Source organism: Flavobacterium sp., from assembly GCF_044348915.1.
Classification (GTDB): domain Bacteria; phylum Bacteroidota; class Bacteroidia; order Flavobacteriales; family Flavobacteriaceae; genus Flavobacterium.
Window position 1 is genome coordinate 20328 of the sequence record NZ_JBIKRX010000018.1, and the last position, 20861, is coordinate 41188.

The 20861-nt window shown below is 36.7% G+C and carries 11 protein-coding genes and 1 pseudogene; 9 read left to right on the forward strand and 3 right to left on the reverse strand.

Annotated elements, in window-relative coordinates; all coding sequences use genetic code 11:
- Window positions 1-17: 17 nt before the first annotated feature.
- From ACIQ1E_RS05105 to trpS, 3 genes are all read right to left on the reverse strand, one after another.
- Window positions 18-4253, reverse strand: coding sequence for a hypothetical protein (locus ACIQ1E_RS05105; RefSeq protein WP_396169301.1), 4236 nt, complete (start codon window positions 4251-4253; stop codon window positions 18-20).
- Window positions 4254-4287: 34 nt separating this feature from the next.
- Window positions 4288-5475 carry a hypothetical protein gene (locus tag ACIQ1E_RS05110; protein WP_396169302.1) on the reverse strand — a complete coding sequence of 396 codons (1188 nt, stop codon included), beginning with the start codon at window positions 5473-5475 and terminating at the stop codon, window positions 4288-4290.
- 870 nt (window positions 5476-6345) lie between these two features.
- Entirely contained in the window at window positions 6346-7317 is a 972-nt protein-coding gene (gene trpS / locus ACIQ1E_RS05115; RefSeq protein ID WP_396169304.1) for a tryptophan--tRNA ligase, read from the reverse strand.
- Window positions 7318-7514: 197 nt separating this feature from the next.
- On the opposite strand from trpS, the pseudogene ACIQ1E_RS05120 reads away from it, so the two are divergent.
- The 9 genes and pseudogenes from ACIQ1E_RS05120 to ACIQ1E_RS05160 form a co-directional block, all read left to right on the forward strand.
- Window positions 7515-8540 (forward strand): annotated as a pseudogene (locus ACIQ1E_RS05120) (rhodanese-related sulfurtransferase); the annotation flags it as partial.
- 183 nt (window positions 8541-8723) lie between these two features.
- Window positions 8724-9152, forward strand: coding sequence for an IS200/IS605 family transposase (gene tnpA / locus ACIQ1E_RS05125; RefSeq protein ID WP_396169306.1), 429 nt, complete (start codon window positions 8724-8726; stop codon window positions 9150-9152).
- Window positions 9153-9494: 342 nt separating this feature from the next.
- On the forward strand, window positions 9495-10736 hold the full coding sequence (locus tag ACIQ1E_RS05130; protein WP_396169307.1) for a peptidase U32 family protein: 1242 nt from the start codon (window positions 9495-9497) through the stop codon (window positions 10734-10736).
- Window positions 10736-10966 (forward strand): ferredoxin, encoded by a 231-nt coding sequence (locus ACIQ1E_RS05135; protein ID WP_396169308.1) that lies wholly within the window; start codon window positions 10736-10738, stop codon window positions 10964-10966. Before ACIQ1E_RS05130 ends, ACIQ1E_RS05135 begins: the two co-directional genes overlap by 1 nt.
- A gap of 279 nt (window positions 10967-11245) precedes the next feature.
- A complete protein-coding gene (locus ACIQ1E_RS05140; RefSeq protein WP_396169310.1) occupies window positions 11246-14308 on the forward strand; it encodes a SusC/RagA family TonB-linked outer membrane protein in 3063 nt (1020 codons plus the stop codon).
- A 22-nt stretch (window positions 14309-14330) separates the two neighbouring features.
- On the forward strand, window positions 14331-15938 hold the full coding sequence (locus ACIQ1E_RS05145) for a SusD/RagB family nutrient-binding outer membrane lipoprotein (RefSeq protein ID WP_396169312.1): 1608 nt from the start codon (window positions 14331-14333) through the stop codon (window positions 15936-15938).
- Between the two features lie 26 nt (window positions 15939-15964).
- Window positions 15965-16819 (forward strand): hypothetical protein, encoded by an 855-nt coding sequence (locus ACIQ1E_RS05150; RefSeq protein WP_396169314.1) that lies wholly within the window; start codon window positions 15965-15967, stop codon window positions 16817-16819.
- Window positions 16820-17279: 460 nt separating this feature from the next.
- A complete protein-coding gene (locus tag ACIQ1E_RS05155) occupies window positions 17280-17435 on the forward strand; it encodes a hypothetical protein (protein ID WP_396169316.1) in 156 nt (51 codons plus the stop codon).
- A 241-nt stretch (window positions 17436-17676) separates the two neighbouring features.
- Entirely contained in the window at window positions 17677-20856 is a 3180-nt protein-coding gene (locus tag ACIQ1E_RS05160; RefSeq protein WP_396169318.1) for a SusC/RagA family TonB-linked outer membrane protein, read from the forward strand.
- Window positions 20857-20861 lie beyond the last annotated feature (5 nt).

Here is a 20861-nt window from a genome sequence, read left to right on the forward strand (position 1 = left end):
TAAATAAATTCGAACACCTAGTTCACCACTTTTTTGGTTATTACTTTGTTCTCTTGCAAGCTTATTTCAAAAACCAAGACTTGGTTTATAGCTTTCAAATCTTTAATAGGCACTAAATTTGCATTAAGATTTTTAAGTTCTGCTACCTTTTTACCTTGAATATCATACACTTTGATGTTGCTAATTGTTTCATCTCCAGCTTTTACGTAAAACGTCCCTTTATTTTTGTAAATGAGTACATTGTTATCATTCAAAACCGGTTGGTTTTTACCTAAAGTTTTTTGGTATTTCAATGAAAATCTGGCGTTGTCTACACCAGATTCTGCGACAAAAGAGTAGGAACTTGTTGCTAAATTCGTTTCGGCTCCTGCTTTGCTGTCAAAAAGATACACATCTTGACCATTGGCAAACAATCCGTCTGCGTGGTCGATCGAAATAGTATAATTGCCAGAAATTGTAGCTTTGAAAGCTAGAGGAACCACATCGGTACCATCGAAAGGCAATGCTCGTCCTTGAATAGCAAATTCTTCATTGCCTATCAAAGAGTTTAAAGCTGTTTGACTGTCGTTGAAATACTTGCCGTCAATTGCAGGGTCTATTCCTTGGGTTGCTCCAGTCATATAAGCCAGCATCATTTGATTTACTATAATATTATTATTAGAAAGATTTATCCAAATTCTGTTTCTTTCAACTTGCTTTGTTTTGAAAAACTGTTTTTGGTTATTGGCTTCACGCATTGTATTGGTAAAGTTCAGTGTAGTTGAACTCGCTTTAACAATGAATCCTTGCCCAACGGAAATAAAATTATCATTTTGATAAGGGTGGACATTGCCGCCAGTAATTCCAGCAGTTGTGCAAGTGGAATAAGATGTTGTAATCGTCGCATCATTTCTTTTCCTCCAGAACCACAAGGTACCGTTAATGTTAGCACTGTTATCATTAAGAAACTTATCAATATTTAAGGTAGATGGATATGGATTTCCTACTGCATTATAGCCATCTGCTGCTGTTGACATTGTAATAGAAAGAGTTCCATTATTAGGTGTTCCTGTAAATGTTCCTGTCCAAGATAATGGCGTAGATGGTGGAGAAACTACATAATCAACCCAGGTGTTTGGCATACGAATTAAATACCCTTTGCTTGTACTAAATGTGCTACCATTAGAAATTGCATTGTATAAATTCGAGCCAGTATTGTATTCATAAAACCGATTGGTTGTGGTCAAAGGGGAAAAACTTCCTAATGTTTGAGTACCTGAAACTGGTGACGACCATAGTGTGTAATCAAAACGGAATAAAGGCGAGCTGTCTTGTTCTATAGTAGTAACTCCAAGCCCTGAATTTGTAACGTCATTGGTTTGAATCAAGTTGGCATTACTTTTTATTGACAATGTTCCTGCATTTGCGATGGCATTGGTAACGTTCAAATTATATCCAGAGTTTAATACTAAATTCGCTCCAGCGGCAATTGTCAAACTATTAATAGCCACATTTGAAGTAATTGATGGATTGAAAGTTCCAGGATTAATAGTAACATCAGATGTTGTTGCAGGGATACCACAAGAAGACCAGTTATTACTATTTGTCCAAGAAGTATCTTGGGTTCCTATCCAAGAGGCAAAAGCACCACAAGAGGCCACATTTAAGAGTCCTGTTGTTGGGGCAAAATAAGAATTATTAGTATTTGTAGCTGTCGAAATGGTGTTTCCCCAAGTACCGAAAACGGTTCCCGACTCACCAAGTGTTAGTGTATTAGCTGAATGAGTTAGCGACGTACCAAGGTTTACAAATCCATTTTGGATTTTGAAATTACCATTTACGGTAGTTAGGTTATTGAAAGTCAATCCAGCGCTATTATTTAGAACCAAATTATTAAATGTGGTTGCTCCTGTTAGGGATTGATGGGCAAAAGCTTCAAAAGTAACCTTGCCAGTACTTGGTGTAAACACGCCACTATTTGTCCAATCTCCTTTAATAGAAAGATCTAAATCATTAGCATCTAATGTTCCTCCTGCAATAATTAGATTGTTTTTTATAGTTAGATTATTTGTTACCAACTGTGCTTTTGGGGAATTATGTGCATTGACAACTAAATTATAAATGGGAACAGTGCTATCAATACGAATCGTTTGCCCCGTTGGTGTAGTTCCGTCTCCTATTTGAAGTGTACCTGCATTAACGGCGTTTTTTGTGGCTAAATTTCTATATTCTACTGTGTTAGATGATGCTCTGGCAATTACTACTGTTCCTCCTGCAAATGAGAAATTGACCTCAGGGTTTATGTCAAATGGTGCAGCAGTAGTATTTGTTGAACCCAATTTATTTACTGTCAAAGTTCCGCCTGTAATAAGCATTGTCATATTTGAACTGTCACTATTTCCAGATATTCTACTGGCCACATTCAAACTGCCCCCTTCTATTGTCAATATTGGATTATTGCGATATACGATGCTGTTTCCCCCCCTTGTTCCTACATTGACGGTTCCTGCTGATACTTTTAATAAACCGCCATTTAAAACTAAATTAAAACTACCCCAATTGATAATGCCTCCATTATTCCAAAGGCCCTGTTGGTTGTCCAATGTAGGTCCAGAAGTAAAAGGAGTAATTGTTGAAGCGCTAGAAAGTTTAAAAGTTCCAGAAGTGATGACCAAAGGATTTGGAGTCGCATTTAGCGTGATGATCGAACTTACTTCAAGAATATTATCTTGAGATCCTTTTGTGACTTTTAGAATATTAAAATCGGTTGTAGAGGAGCCTGCAATTTCTTGATAAGTAGTTCCAACAAAATCGACCGTTCCAATTCCTCTTGCGAATGTTCCGTTATTGATCCAATCACCAGAAACTGATAAGGAGTAAGCTGTATCAGAATCCATTGTTAATGAAGCCCCAGATTCGATTGTTATTCCTCTGCAAACACCTCCTGACGCAGCGATTTTAGGTTGATTAGATGGTGATGAAGGAATTACTACATTATCACTAGTTTTTGGAATTGTATTAGGCTCCCAATTTGTTGGCTCAAACCAATCTACAGAAGTGGTTCCAATCCAACTAATAGCGTTACAACCAGAATCGCCAGGAACTTTTGTGATGGCAATGGTTCGTTGGCCTTCATTGGCTCCTGTAATGGCACTTACAGCATAATATTCATCGGCGGTCGTACTTTGACCTGTTAATGTGGCGCTAGCTCCCGAGAAAGTGATATTCGAAGTAACGTCCTCCATATATTGTGCACCTAATTTATATACTTTGTAAGCAGTTGCATCAGAAACCGCTGACCACTTTAAATCAACAGTGTCACCACAGACTTTAGTTATTCTAAAACTATCAGGAACTTTTCCTATTTTATTTATACCACTAACCGATGTAAAACTGCCGCGTTGCACTTTGAATTTTATTGAGTTGATGCCTCCAGAAACCACCGGCGCTATCCATTTGTATACACGGCTAGCAGCATTGTATCCATTTTCAATAGTAATCCAAGTGCCACTATTATTTAATTCATAAGAAAGGTTAAAAGAATCAGTACTTCCATAACTGTCCCATCTGATGTAGTAGGTTTCACCACTGATAAATTTTTCGTTTTCAAGAGGAAATGCGACCTGAAGTTCATCAAATAAAAATTCATACACAAGATAATAAGCTTGTGGTCCAGAAGGAACATTGAAACCATTCACATTTACAGTCCAATTTCCTGCCGATGGATTATCGACAGTTACCTGCTCGATTGTATTTAGATTATCAATTCCGCGAGTGGCGGGAGCACTAATACTGGTAACCGATGGATTGCTGTCTAAAACCCAAGGATTGTATGATACTAATGAGGGGTCGTTTAACGATAAATTTAGATTATTTACAATTGCAGGATTTGCATTTACAGCAGCAGCCACATCTGGCCAAACAATCATCACTCGAACTTGCTTTACATTGGCAGGAACAGTAATAGTATGACTATTTGTAGCACCATTAGCAACTGAGTTTGATGCAAATTGATTGCTATTTATTATATTATAAGCTCTTCTTAAATTTGGTCGTCCATAACCGTGAATAAAATCAGGTCCAGCATTACCTAAATCATCTGCTGTATTCATAACTATGGCACGTAGGAGTGAGGATGTTGGTTCTGTTCCGCTGTTTTTTTCTTTATAAACTTGTGCTAAAATGGCAAATTGGCCAACCACTTTTGGCGAGGCATACGAAGTTCCTTCAGAACCTTCGACAGCAAGTTGGGGTATAATTCGCCCATCGTACATAGGACCTCTACTACTAAAACCAGTTATTACATCTTCAGGATTTAAAGCACCAACTGCAATTTGATTTTTGTTTTTGTTTCATTTGGCCTGTTATATTAGACCAATTTGCAAAATTATAAGGGGCAAATCCAACTGCACCACCAGAGTTACCTGATGAGTATGAAACCAAATGATTGGGCAAAGCTGCTATTCGAAGATCGTGACTTCTTGCAAATGAATCATATCCGCCCGCTATTTCGACACCAAAAGAGTGATTGGTATAGCGTAAATTATTGGAGGTATAAAGTGTTGCATAATTAGGATTATCTACGCTCAACAAACTGGCACCCCAAGCATTGTTTTTGTTAGCTGGATCAATGTTTCCTGCTCCACCAGCATTTTGTGTCGATCCAACTTTATGGCCAGAGGTTGTAACAGTAGATACTAATTCAGTTATTCTTCCTTTAAAATCAATGTTATCTCCAACGCCATTTCCTTCGCCAATGGCAATAACTACCCCTTCGCCGTTATAATTCAAACCGTTATATCCTGTATTCAAATAGTTAGATCGTGCTGTAGTATTTCTATAATCATAGGTTTCATTTACAGGATCCTCTGGCTTGGCACCCATAAATTGAACGTAAGGTAAATTGGTTATTGTTTCTAACTCAGATTCATTGAAAACAACATCTATTTGATAAGAATAATCACGATGTTCAAGAATTTGTACGCCTCGAGATTTTAAATCCGCAAGAATATCCTGTGGATTTAGATTTTTATAATAACTTAGAATAAATTGTGCTTTGCTGTTTGTTTTTTTAGCACTAGCAGGAACTCCTTTAAAAAATAATTTTGCTTCTTTTTTAAACTGGGTATCAACGGACATTATTGATCTTACAAAACCTTTCAACTTCTTTATTAGGAAATTTTTTTCAAAACTTGCGTAATAGGTATTTGCCGCAAGGTAATCAGTAAGAATCATTCCTTGGCTTTCCCATTCTTTTCGCAGTTCATCGGTCGGGATTTGATAAAATTGCACTAGTCGAAAACGCTTATTTTTAAAATCAACGCCTTTAAGTTCTTTAAAATCATTTGACTTGAATTCTTTTGATTTATATCTGCCGGTAGTGGTTTTAATTTCGTATTTATCAGGTTCATTTTGCCCAAAAGTTGTTTGGACAAACAAAACACAAATTAATAATTGCAGCAATAAAAGGACTTTAGTTTTCGATAGCATATCCATATTATAGTAGTTTTATTCAACAAAATTCAGTTTGTTATATTTCTTAAAACAATAAGAATTAAGAACATAAGTGACAAAGGTAACTTATTTTAAAAATTTATTCATCAATTTTCAAAGATTGAAGAGTCTTTTTTTTTTAAATATATTAATAAAGTATTGTAGGTTTTATTCTTGTATTCAACAATTTTTACGGGCCCATAGGATATTTTATAATCTTCTTTGCTATTATTAGGGTCTTTTCCTTGTTTTATTGAATTTGTGATCGGTAATTTTTTAAAAACAATTCTAATTTTTTTTAAAATTAATTCATCAAATGTATTTTCACTAATTTGAATTTGGTTTAGATTCGTTTTTTTAATAAGATTCTCGTATTCTTTGACTTGTTTTTGCTTACAAGAATAAATGGATAACCCGTTAGTTAGAATTATTAAAAACGTCTATTCGAGTGTTTTTTGTGAGATCCCGATTGCTATCGGGAGGAACAAAAAATGACCCGAGGCATTAGCCGAAATGAGCGAAGCTAATCGAGAATCTTTTTTAACGAATTTTTTTTTGTTCTCGATACGATTTTCTGACGAAAATCACTCGAACTGACGAAAAATTATCATTAAAACTAATTACACCCAACGGGTTAAATGGATATAAATATTTATAAAACAATACTTACTTTACCAGGTGTTTTTTATGTTCTTTTTTAATATAGCAATCAAAGGCGTGATCCGACTTTTGCCAGAAAAATTGTTTGAGGCGAGTTAGAATCATTACACTTGGGGTATAGTTACAAAACAGTTGAATTAGATTACACAAATGAGCACAGATTAATTTGTGCTCATTTGTGTAATCTGTGTCAGACTTACACGATAAATGTTTTTACTCAAACCCCAATTTTTCTCTCACTCTTGCCAAAACCCCACTGGCTACAACACCAGCTTTTTCGGCACCAATTTTCAATAAAGAATCAACTTCAGCAAGGTTGTTAATATAGTAATTGTAGCGCTCTCTTTCGGTTTTGAATTTTTCAACAATCATTTCAAACAAAGCTTGTTTGGCGTGACCATAACCATAATTTCCGCCTAAATAATTGGCTCGCATTCCAGCAATTTGTTCTTCATTGGCCAATAAAGCATAAAGAGCAAAAGCATTGCAAGTATCAGGATTTTTGGGAGCTTCAAGTGGAGTGCTGTCCGTTTCGATGCTCATTACTTGCTTGCGTAAAGCTTTGTCATCCAAGAAAATATTGACAATGTTATTGGCCGATTTGCTCATTTTTCCGCCATTGGTTCCTGGAATCAGCATACTGTCTTTTTGGATGATGGCTTCAGGAATTACAAAGGTTTCACCCATTTGGTGATTGAAACGAGAAGCTACATCGCGAGTAATTTCTAAATGTTGCAATTGGTCTTTCCCAACGGGAACAAACTGTGCATCATACAGCAAAATATCAGCAGCCATCAGCATTGGATAGGAAAACAATCCTGCATTGACGTCTTCTAATCTATCTGCTTTGTCTTTGAACGAATGCGCCAATGTCAATCTTTGGAAAGGGAAAAAACAACTCAAATACCAAGACAATTCAGCCGTTTGTGGAACATCCGATTGGCGGTAAAAAACTACTTTATTGACATCCAAACCACAGGCCAACCAAGCTGCTGCGGTGCTATAGGTGTTTGCTCTTAATGTTTTTCCGTCTTTTATTTGGGTTATCGAATGCAAATCGGCAATGAAAAGAAAAGATTCATTTGCTGGATTATTAGATAATTCGATTGCTGGAATGATTGCGCCTAGTAAGTTTCCTAGGTGTGGTGTTCCTGTACTTTGAACGCCGGTGAGTATTTTTGCCATTGTAATTTTTTCTAACCGCAAAGTTCAAAAAGAAAGCGGATTTTGGATTTAAATAGGATGCAAAAATAAGTAAAATCTATTTAAAAAGGTAGAAGTGGGAAGGTAGAAGTGGGAAGATTCATATTTCAATTTTAAAATTAAAATCTAAAATCCCTATCTTTGTGCCTTTATTTTTCTCAACTTAATCTGTTTATAGCATGCAACTGTACAACACTTTAAGCGCAGAAGAGCGAGCCCACTTGATTGATGAGGCAGGAAAACAGCGACTCACACTGTCTTTCTACGCTTATGCGCATATACAAAATCCAACCCAATTCAGGAATGAATTGTTTCTAGCTTGGAATTCTCTCGATGTTTTAGGCCGAATTTATGTTGCCAATGAAGGAATTAACGCCCAGTTATCGCTTCCGGCAGACAATTTCTACGCCTTTAAAGACACGATCGAAAAATACGATTTTATGAAAGGAATTCGGCTCAATATTGCAGTCGAACACGATGATTATTCTTTTTTGAAACTCACCATAAAAGTTCGTGACAAGATTGTCGCTGATGGTCTTGAAGACGAAACTTTTGATGTGACTAATATTGGAATTCATCTTAAAGCCAAAGAATTCAATGATTTACTGGACGACCCCAACACAATTGTGGTCGATATGCGCAATCATTACGAAAGTGAAATTGGACATTTCACCAATGCCATAAAACCCGATGTGGACACTTTTAGAGAAAGTTTACCCATTATCGAAGACCAACTTTCGGAACATAAACAAGACAAAAACCTTTTGATGTATTGTACGGGTGGCATTCGATGTGAGAAAGCCAGTGCTTATTTCAAACACAAAGGTTTCGAAAAGGTGTATCAACTCGAAGGGGGAATTATTGAATATACACGCCAAGTGAAAGCCGAAGGGTTAGAAAGTAAATTCATCGGCAAAAACTTTGTCTTTGATCATCGCTTAGGCGAAAGAATTACAGATGATATTGTGTCGCAATGCCATCAATGTGGTAAACCCTGTGACGTGCATACCAATTGTGTGAATGAAGGCTGCCATTTGCTTTTCATTCAATGCGAAGAATGCAAAACGGCTATGGAAGGGTGTTGTTCGACAGAATGCAAGGACATTATTCATTTGCCTGAAGAAGAACAAAAAGAAATTAGAAAAGGAGTAAAAAACAGCAACAAGATTTTCAAAAAAGGAAAGTCTGGGGTTTTAACTTTTAAAAAATAAATTATTATTTTCCCACGGTTGAAACCGTGGGCAATGGATTCGGTTCTGAACATAACCCACGGGTTAAACCGTGGGAGACAAACAAGACAAGAACGATATCCCTTAGTTTCAACCGTGGGATACTAAAGAAGATAATCAGAACAAACGGTTTTAACTATGTGAATTTAAACTAAGAATATGCCAAACTCTTATAATAAAATATGGATTCATGCAATTTGGGCAACAAAATTTAGAAATGAATTAATTGATTTTTCAATTGAAAAACAGGTTTATAATTATATTCGTGAGGAATTAATTGAACTTGGATGTCCAGTTAGAATAATAAATGGGATGCCAGATCATGTTCATGCTTTGTTTTTATTAAACCCTCAGAAAGCTATTACAGATGTTATTAAGCAGGTAAAAGGAAGTTCTTCTCATTCTATAAATGGAGAAAATCTAATTCTTGAAAAATTTGCTTGGCAAACTGGGTTTGCTGCGTTTTCTGTTAGTGAATCTCAATTGGAAACGGTTTATAATTACATTAAAAACCAAAAGCATCATCATTTAAATAAAAAAGGGCAAGAGGAATATGATGAGTTTGTTAAATTACATGGATTGTCTTGATAAACTATTTGCTATTTTACGGTTGAAACCGTGGGCAATGGAAGAAATGATAGATGAATAATGACTATAACCCACGGTTTTAACCGTGGGAAAAACAACGACATCAGCAACTGTAACCCATGGTTGAAACCGTAGGCAATGGAATAAATAGTAAAAGCGAATATTTTTGCTAATGACTATAAACCAAGATTTTAGTAGAGTAAATCTCAGAATGATTATCAATTATAACGGTTGAAACCGTGGGAAAAACAACGAGATCACCTATCATAACCCACGGTTTTAACCGTGGGAAACAGACATAAAAAACGATAACGCACGGTTTCAACCGTAAAAAAAACTAATATGACAACGACTAATAAAATAGAATTAATGGCTCCGGCAGGAAACTTCGAATCGCTTCAAGCAGCAATCGATAACAATGCTGATTCGGTATATTTTGGAGTGGAACAATTGAATATGCGAGCCAGAGCAACCGTGAATTTCACAATGGATGATTTACAAGAAATTGCAAATCGTTGCGAAGCCAAAAAAATCAGAACCTATCTAACATTAAACACCATTATTTACGACCACGATTTGTCGGTAGTAAAAACATTATTGGCCAAAGCCAAAGAAGCGAAAATTACTGCGGTGATTGCTTCAGACCAAGCGGTGATTGCGATGGCGAGAGGAATTGGTATGGAAGTTCATATTTCGACTCAATTGAATATCACCAATATCGAAACCATAAGATTCTACAGCTTATTTGCAGACACGATGGTTTTGAGCCGTGAATTGAGTTTGCGTCAAGTGAAAAGTATCACAGAGCAAATCATCAAAGAAGACATCAAAGGGCCAAACGGAAACTTGGTGGAAATTGAAATTTTTGGTCACGGAGCTTTGTGTATGGCGGTTTCGGGAAAATGTTATTTGAGTTTGCATTCGGATAATTCATCTGCCAATCGTGGTGCTTGCAAGCAAAATTGCCGCAAGAAATATACACTTACAGACCAAGAAACCGGTTTTGAAATTGAAGTTGAAAATGAATATTTACTATCTCCAAAAGATTTATGCACCTTGGATTTCCTTGACCAAGTGATTGATTCTGGAATTCAAGTTTTGAAAATTGAAGGTCGTGGACGCGCTCCAGAATACGTTGCAACCGTTATAAAAACCTATCGTGAAGCCATCGATAGTTATTACGAAGGAACTTTTTCAAAAGAAAAAGTAGCAATTTGGATGGAAGCACTGGGAACCGTTTACAATCGTGGTTTTTGGTCAGGCTATTATTTAGGGCAAGAATTGGGCGAATGGAGTGATGTTTCGGGCTCAATGGCAACTCAGAAAAAAGTGTATGTGGGGAAAGGAACCCATTTTTTTCCAAAAGCGGAGATTGGACAGTTCAAAATCGAGGCTTATGACATTCAAGTGGGTGACAAAATATTGGTTACTGGGCCAAGTACTGGTGCCCAAGAAATGATTATCGAAGAAATGTATGTCAACGATATCGCTGCCGACAAAGCCACCAAAGGCGACGAATGTACTTTCAAATTGCCTTTTAGAATTAGAATGTCGGACAAATTATATAAAATTGTAGAAGCCTAATGGTAATTGTAACACTCCAAAGAGCCAAATGCATAGGATGCAATTATTGTGTTGAAATGGCTCCCGTTCAATTTCAAATGTCCAAAAAAGACGGCAAATCGGTTTTGATAAAAAGCGTCAATGCTAAGGGTTTTTTTACCTTAAAATCTCACGATCACACCATAACCGAAAGCTGTGAACTCGCTTCCAAAGCCTGTCCGGTTAAGATAATCTCCGTAAAAGAAACCTAAGTTGTTGATCTCATGACTCGGAATTAATTCAGGCAAAGATTTTTCTTTTTCGTGCTATTTGATTTTTCAACACCTTTAGGTTTATAATTCCTAAAAAGTATGTATTCAGAAAAACATCCTATTTTGTTATCGCATACCACTCATTATTCTTCAAAAAATAAGGCGTTTTTTATTAATGTAACAATTTTATCTAGAATTGTTATGATTTTATTTTGATTTTGTTGTCCGTTAAAATTTTTTTACTAAGTTTACATCACTAATTAAAAAATTTAACTAACTATGAAGAAAAAGTATTTATTACTAATGCTGTTTTTTGCTGGGATCTTAACCGGATTCTCGCAGGATATTACAGTAAAGGGTAGAGTATCAGACCCTAGTGGCAATTCGCTGCCGGGAGTAAATGTTCTTGTAAAAGGAACAAAAAAAGGTTCCTCAACTGGAGGAGATGGTATGTACTCCGTCAAAGCTCCAAAAGGGGCAGTTTTAGAATTTACATTTATAGGTTTTGACACCAAAAATGTGAAAATAACAGGTCCTTCAATGGATGTTGTTTTGAGTGAAGGTTCACAAGCCCTGAAAGAGGTGGTTGTAACAGGATCTTTGGGTATTAAAAGAAGCAAAAGCTCTTTAGGATACGCAGAACAAACTGTCACTGGTAAAGATATCGAGCAAACACAACGCCCTAACTTTATTAATTCTTTGCAAGGCCGTGTGGCCGGATTATCGGTTACGTCTACCTCTGGAGCGCCAGGAGCATCAGCTGCTGTAACTTTGCGTGGTGTAGGTTCTTTGAGCGGAAATAACTCACCATTATATATAGTAGATGGTTTGCCAGTTTCTAATCAAACTTTGAATCAAGGATTGTTGATATCTGATGCCCCTAACCGTAACCAAGATTACACGAATCGTGGTGCGGACATTAATCCAGACGATATCGAATCTGTTACCGTACTGAAAGGACCAGAAGCAGCTGCGTTGTATGGAATTGAAGCAGGAAATGGTGCAATTATCATTACCACCAAAAAAGGTAAAGCAGGAGTTGGCACAGTTGAATTTTCTTCTAACGTACGTATGGAAGAAGTGTACCGTTTCGCCGATACACAAAAAGTATATCAAAGAGGAACAAATGGATTGAATTCTACAGTTGATACTCGAGCATTCGGTGAGCCATATGCGCCTGGAACAAAGTTCTACGATAATGTTTCTAATTTCTTTGAAACCGGTATAGCTTTTCAAAACAACCTTACTTTTACAGGTGGTTCCGATGCTTTAACTTACCGTTTGTCTATTGCAGATTTAAAACAAACGGGTGTTGTGCCAACAACAGCATACGATCGTTTGAACATTACACTAAGCGGGTCGGCCAAAATAGGGAAAAAGCTCAGGTCAGATGCTAATTTTTTATACTCAAAGTCAACTAATATCAAAGCCTCTAAAGGAGGTGGAAGTTTCTTAAACAATTTGTATTTATGGCCAGCAAATGACGATGCAAGAAATTATTTGCAAGCTGATGGCGTAACTAGAAGAAGAATTACGGATTTGTCTGTTGCTTCTGAAATTGACAACCCGTATTGGGAGGTATTCAAAAACCCTGCTCAAGATAGAACTAATCGTATGGTATCTAACATTGGATTGGTTTATGACCCTGCTTCTTGGTTAAGTATTACCGGTAGAGCGGGCTGGGACGTTACCGCTCAAGAAGGATTTAGAGCAACACATCCGCAATCTAATGCTGGATTATCTACTGGTGGTTTTATTGAAAACTATGTTGCAAACAGTACTAATACCAATACTAACATTTTTGCACAAGCACGAAAATCATTCGGAAAATTTAATGCAAAATTAATAGTAGGTAATGCTATCAATTACAATTATCAAACTGTAAATTCTACTTCAGGGTCTAAATTTTTAGAGCAAGACTTCTTGTCAATTAATAATACTGATCCAACAACACAACGTTCTCAACAACGAATCATTCGTAAAAAAGTGGTTGGTTTCTATGGCGAGGCTACAATTGATTATGACAAAATATTAGCCTTGACCTTGACAGGACGTAAAGACTGGACATCTACTTTGCCTTATGGCGATAATGATTTCTTTTATCCTTCGGCATCCTTAGCATTTAATTTTGCCAATATTGGTTCGTTGCGAGATAGCGATTGGTTAACAGTTGGAAAATTGAGAGCATCGTATTCACAAGTTGGTAAGGACGCTTCTCCTTATGATATTTTATCTAATTTTCAGCCGCAGTTAACTACTGGAGCAGGTTTTGCTTACGGTGTAACTGGAGCCAATTCTGATTTAAAGCCAGAATTCAAAACATCGTATGAGTTTGGAACAGAGCTTAAGTTTTTCAAAAACCGTTTGGGCTTAGATGTTGCTGTTTATCGTCAAGAAACCGCAGACCAGATTATTCGTAACTTGCGTTTAAGCTACGGGACAGGTTTTGTGGTATCATCATTTAACTTCGGTACAACTCGTGTTGAAGGTCTTGAAGCCACTTTTACTGCAATTCCTATTCAGACTGACAATTTTGAGTGGAATATGATGCTTAACTTTACTAAAACAGATACTGAATTGTTGAGTTTGCCATCTACTTTACCTGAGTATTATGTGTCTGATACTTGGTTGTACGCCAATGTTAGAGCTGGTGCAAGAGTTGGTAGTCCTTTGACTACGCTTACTGGAGGAAATTATTTGTTTAATACAGCTGGGCAACCGCTAATATCCGGTTCAAACGGACAACCACTTTACAACAATACTTTTCCCATTATTGGTGATAGAAACCCAGATTTTGTTATTGGTTTCGAAAACAAATTTAACTATAAAGAGTTTAGCTTAAGTTTCCTTTTAGATGTTCGAAAAGGTGGAGATGTTTATAATGGAACAGAATTGTTGTTGTACGCTAACGGTCTTTCGGCTAGAACATTGGACAGAGAAACACCAAGAGTTTTAAATGGCATCGTTAGAGACGGTTTAGAAAATACCACTACTCCAACTCAGAACAACATTCAAGTTACACCTTATTACCAACAAGAGTATTACAGTACAAACTATGTTGAAGCAGATTTTATCGAAAAGGACGTAAACTGGTTGCGTTGTAGAGACATCACTTTGTCGTACAGATTGCCAAGTAGATATTTTGCAAAAAGCAACTTCTTCAGATCTATTGGAATTAATTTTACTGTAACAGATGCCTTTATGGTTACAAATTATACAGGAGCTGATCCTGCAGTAAACGGTCTTAACGCATCGACTGGTGGAGCAGGTGGAGGAGGTATGGACTATGGTGTGCTTTCTACGCCAAGAGGATTTAACTTTAATATGAAATTTGGATTCTAATTTTTAGATTATGAAAAGAAAAATGAAAATAAAAACATTATTAGTAGCTGCAGGCTTTGCTTGCGCTGCCATAAGTTGCGAAAACATCACTGATTTAAACGTCAACCCGAGTTTTCCTACAGAAGTATCCCCTATTAGTTTAATTGCTCCTATTCAGCAGCAAATGGCTAGAGGGATTCAATTTGATTCTCGATATTTGGGAAGTTATACACAGTATCATTCAAATGCAACGGCTGGAAATGCTTGGGATAGATTAGGTTATGTTCAAAACTCTGATGCAAGTGGAGAGATTTGGAGAATGACCTATTTTGCAATGGGCCTCAACATCACTCGTTTGCAAGAAGGCGCGATAGAATCACAGCGTTATGACATTTTAGGAGCATCAAAAGCAATGCGTGCCTGGTCTTGGCAAATTACAACCGATTATCACGGTGACCTATTGAAGTTCGACCAAGTGTTTACTCAACGTCTAAACTATGACTATGATAACCAAGAAACCGCTTATGCAGAAGTGCAGAAAGTTTGTACGGATGCTCTCGCAGATTTAGCTCGTACAGATGGAGGCGTTAATGCTTCCTATATGGCTCAAGGCGACAAAGTTTACTTGGGAGATCGTTCTAAATGGATTAAGTTTGTTAATGGTATATTAGCTAGAAATGCCAATAGTATTTCTAATAAATCGACTTATAACCCTGACAAAGTTATTGGCTTTGTAGACAAAGCCATGGCAAGTTCAGCAGATGATTTCGTTATTAAATTCAATGGAAACATTACAGATGATGCCAACTTTTTTGGACCATTACGTAACAACTGGGCGGGTTTCCGTCAAACAGATTTTATCGTTAGAGCAATGAATGGTAGCATTTTTACTGGGGCAATTGACCCTAGAATGAGTAGAGTCCTTGCACCATCAGTGGGTGCATCTGAAACTGCTCCAGCTAGTGCAGCAAATCCAGATCCAACGAAATACACCTACAATGGAAATCCATTAAATACTGCTGCAGCAACGGCTGGCACATCCAGAATTCCTAATTTATGGGGTACATATTCTGCTGGACTTTCTACTGATGTTGGTCGTTATTTGTTCCGTAATAATGTAGATTTTCCTATAATGACTTACGTCGAAATGCAATTTATTAAAGCAGAAGCGCAATTCCGAAAAGGAGATAAAGCCGCTGCGCTTATTACCTACAAAAATGCAATTTCAAACAGTATCGATTTTGTAAATAAATATACAGTTGCAAGAACTACATTCCCAATTACTACTGCGATTTCTGCCGCTGAGAAAGCCGCTTTTTTAGCGAATGTAGATGTGGTTCCAACGGATAATACAAAATTGACTCTTAGTATGATTATGATGCAAAAATATGTTGCATTGTACGGTTTTGGTTATTTAGAAACTTGGACTGATATGCGTAAAGCTCGATATGGTACCGATATTTATCCAACATTAAATACCGTTCCTAATCCTGCACAAGGCGGTTTGTTCTTGGACAACAATGGTAAATTACCTTATAGAGTTCGTCCACGATATAATTCAGAATATGTTTGGAATTTTGGCGCACTTCAAGCTATTGGAGGAGATAAAATTGACTACCATACTGTAGAAATGTGGTTCATGCAACCGTAATTAGTGTAATTCTTAAAAAAAAGTAAATGAAAAATAAATTTATAAAATTAACAAGAGCACTTTTACCTGCTTTGGTAGGTATTGCATTATTGTCTTGTGATGATGAGCACGTGTTTCAACAATTAGAACAACCTGTAGCTGAAAATGCTGCTAGCGTAAAGTTTATTCACACCGCAGTTGGACCAGCTGGAACGAATTTTACAATAAATTACTTTGGTAATGACAATGTAAAATACACTCCAATCGCAATTTCGACAGGTTTGCCAATAGGTTTTGGTGTTGGGGGTACTTTTCCAGCCTCTATTAACTACGGTTCTGTATTGGCAGGAAAGCAAAGTATGAAAATTGTTATACCGGCTACCGCGACAGTTCCTGAGAGTCTTTTATTGACTGAGGAGTTGACTTTAGATGCCGGAAAACGCTATTCTAACTTTTTAGTTGGTTTTCCAGCGTATACAAATTATACCATTGCAGATGATTTTAGCGTAGCTTCGGATCCTAAGTTATGTTATGTTCGTTTCATCAATGCAATTACCAATACACCCGCTGGTGGTTATGATCTAGTTGTGACCAAAACTGTACCTGCAACATCTACAACACCTTCGGTTGTAAAGGAGGTTGCCAAATTTAGTAATATTGGTTATTTGGCTGGAAGCACTGCATTTATTGCAATGGAACCCAACCTGCAAACAGAATCAATTGCTTATGCAGTTCAATTGCGCACCGCCGGCACTACAACGGTAATTGCCTCTACAACACTAACCCCGAGAAGCAGTAGAATTTATACTTTTTTCTCGAGAGGTCGGGTAGGTGGATTGTCTGCTGGAGCACCGAGTGCTACAGTTAATATTCCAGCGATTTCTTTTTACACAAATAGATAAAATTGTCTTGGTTTAGTTCTTAAAGCCATCTTAGTTTTCTAAGATGGTTTTTTGTTTTTAGAGATTGATGTTTAATATCACTTCATTTTTGTTTACTGCTTTTTCGGTATTTCTGTGGCCCTAATGATACTTTATATAAGCTGTTGCCACTATCCCGCATTCGAATTCAGAATTTAAATAGCGATTTGTTTAGTTACCTTCAAATCCAAATTCTAATTTAGCTATAATAAGCAGTTGTAATATCACTACAAATCATACCAATTGTAATTTTAAAATGGTCTAATCCATTTAAAAATTTTACAATGGTTTATGCCGATAGACAATATATTGAGTACAATTTATTGGACTCTTATATATTGCTAATCGGTATCATTTAGTATGTAAGCAAAAAAGATATTAGAATCGGTTGGAAGCAGGTTTGTTCTTCAGATCACTTCATTATTTGTATTTAACAACGAATTTGGATCAAATAAGAAACACCTATTCCTGGAGTCAGCGTCATAAACAGAATTACGGTCACGCTATGATTGAAGATGCTGAAAACAAAGGGGTGTTGCCTGCAAATGATTTCATTATCGAGCCCACTTCTGCAATCGCAGGACTTTTTTTGCAGTAACATTTGTGTAGCTCCTATAAAAGTGATACCTCACGGCTTATTTCGCATTATAACACCAAGAAGGGAACACTACAAAAGACGAAAGCAAAACCTAATGCTATTGACACTACATTAAAATTTAACTATTTTACACGATAATGTGATAAAAAAAACAGTTCATTCTTTTTTTTTGTTAAAACACAGTTAATATTTAAGATATTTTTGTTTATGTTTGCATAACTAATCAATTAAATTAACCGCAATGAAAAAAAAGTATTTAATTCTTTTGCTGTTTTTTGTTGGAATACTATCAAGCTATTCCCAAAATATTACAGTAAAAGGTAAAGTTTCAGACGCTAATGGCTTATCGCTGCCAGGCGCAAATGTTTCTGTTAAAGGGACCAAATCTGCCGTTGCAACGGACATGGATGGGAATTATGAAATTGGAGCTTCAAGAGGAGCTACATTAGTGTTTTCCTTCATCGGATTTCTAAATCAGGAGGTCAAAGTTACAGGGAATACTCTTAATGTAAAATTAAAAGAAGGAGGCGATAATAATCTTGAAGAAGTTGTTGTAACCGCAATGGGAATTAGCAACAAATCAAAATCCTTGGGGTATGCTAATCAAACCATCAAGGCGGCGGATGTAGAACGTCCAGGACAACTTAATGCTCTGCAAGCGCTACAAGGAAGTGTTTCTGGGGTAACTATCAGTAAAACTTCAGGTGAAGCCGGTGGTGGTGTTGATATCTTGATTAGAGGTGTTTCCTCTTTGAATACAGGAAGTAACAACCAACCTTTGATAGTTATTGACGGTAACCCTATTTCCAATAATGTGATTGCTGGAAATGTTTTACCAAGTAGTGGTTCGAACTCTCCTAACAGTAATGAACAATTTTCTTTTTCGAATCGTGGCATCGACATTAACCCTAACGATATTGAGTCTTATACAGTGCTTAAAGGTGCTGGAGCAACTGCTCTTTATGGAATTTTAGCGGGTAATGGAGTTATCATAATTACCACCAAAAAAGGGAAAGAAGGAAGAACAAAAATTAGCATCACCTCTAGTACAACGATGAATGAAGTTAATAAATATCCTGAATTGCAATCAACCTATAGAGAAGGTTCTTACAGACAGACCTCGATAAATCCAGCTCCGAGAACTTTTGATTATTATCCTGCAGTAAAAAGCATGAATGCTAATACTCCAACTGGAATCTCATTCAATGTCAACCCATCATCTGCAACAGGAGCTTTATTAAACGGTGGTTTTCAAACTAACGGTCCAAAGTATTCAAGTGCCGACGACAAAAGCATCTACTTCAGAGATTTTTATAAAGACTTTTTCTTAACTGGTGTGACTTTCGACAACAATGTAAGTGTAAGCGGCGGAACAGAAAAAATGAATTATTTTGTTTCTGCTTCCTCAAGTAAATCTTCAGGAATCGTTCCAAACAGTGATTATACAAGAAAAACCTTGAAATTTAATGGTAATTATAGAATGTCTGATAAACTAAAATTTGGCACTTCGATTACCTATGCAAATTCTGGTGGAGCTCGTGCGAATGGCGGTGATAAATCTGTAATGAGTTCGTTATCCTATTGGTCTCCATCGATAGATGTAAATGACTATTTGACCCCTTCTGGAACTATGAAGGACTGGACTGTAGGAACAATTGATCAACCGGTTTATTTGGCGATGACCAGTAACTTGACAGACAAAGTAAACCGTTGGATTGCTTCGGCCGATATGAATTGGCAAGCTAATTCGTGGTTAAACGTGGTGTATAGAGGAAGTGTTGATAATTATTCCGATTATAGAAACCGATATGTAGGTCCTGAATTAGACACAGGAATTAGTGTTAAAGGATTTATAGTAGATCAAAATATTGGTTTCACTGGTTTGAACTCTAATTTATTGGCCACAGCCGTGAAAAAATTCGGTGATTTTAATACATCGTTAATGCTTGGTCATCAAATATTCGATACTGAAACCAACAATAATTATGTAAGAGGTGAAGGCTTATTAATTCGTAACTTTAATAATATTTCTAATACTACTAACAAATTTTCAGAGCAGCAAACGGAACGAGTTAGAACAGTTGGTTATTTTGCTGAATTAAAAGCAGATTATAAAGAGCGCGTTTTCGCTGCCGCTACTGCTCGTAGAGACCAAGCATCAACATTGCCTGAAGAAACTCGTGATTTCGACTATTACTCTACAAACGTAGCCTTTGTTTTCCACGATCTATTGGATAAGAACGGAAGCCTTCTTTCTTTTGGAAAACTACGTGGGTCTTGGGCACAAGTAGGTAAAATTCCGCCATTTGGAATTGGAAGATACAGCACACCAGATGTGATTCCTTTCAATGGAATCGGTGGAGTTTCGCTAGGGACTGTAGGAGCAAACCCTGAAATACGAGCTGAGATAGTCACCACTTGGGAAGGCGGAGTTGATTTACGCTTTTTCCGCGATCGCCTTCGATTGGAGTACACTTATTTTGATAGAAAAAGTGATGGCCAAATTTTACCTGCAGGTTTAGCGTTTTCTACAGGACAAACTTCCTCCTGGGATAATAATGGATCTATGAAAACTACAGGACACGAATTGACGTTAGCTGCCGACATTATTAAAAACAATACTTTTAAATGGAATGCTATCGTTAACTTCACTGCGTATGATACCGAAGTGTTATCTTTAAACGGTTTTGACCAAATTGATTTTGCTAATGATGCAGGAGCTTCTGAGGTATATTCTAGAGTAAAAGTGGGTGATCCTATGGGTTCCATTTACGCACAAAGTTGGAAATATGTAAACGGAGAACTTTTAATTGGAACTAATGGTTTGCCAACTATAGAAACCGATAAAAATGGCGCGCTTCTTTATACCAATGTTGGAAATGCATTTCCTGATTATGTAGTAACGCTAAACAATAACTTTAGTTATAAAAACTGGGATTTAGGCTTCATGTTCGAATACAAAGCAGGAGGAGAAGGTTTTGACCCAGCCGAAAGGAATAGTATTAGAAATGGGTCTTTAAAAATGACTGAAGTAAGGGAATTAACAGTATTAGACGGAGTAAAATCCGATGGAGCTGGAGGATATGTGCCAAACGACATAAAAATAATGACCGACGGTAATACGTATTGGAGAAATGCAGTAGTCAATCGAGCTTCTGAAATATTGATTCAAGACACTTCTTGGATAAAACTTAGAAACGTGTCTTTGACCTATAACTTTTCAAGTAATTTAATTTCTGTATTGAAATTATCTAATGCTTCTTTATCTGTCAACGGAAACAATTTCTTGTTGTGGACACCGTGGAGAGGTTTTGACCCAGAGGGAAGTCAATATGGTGCAGCAAGTAATGTGTATGGATTCTCAGGAAAAAACATTCCTCTAACACAAAGTTTCTCAATGGGTTTAAACATTGGTTTTTAATTTAA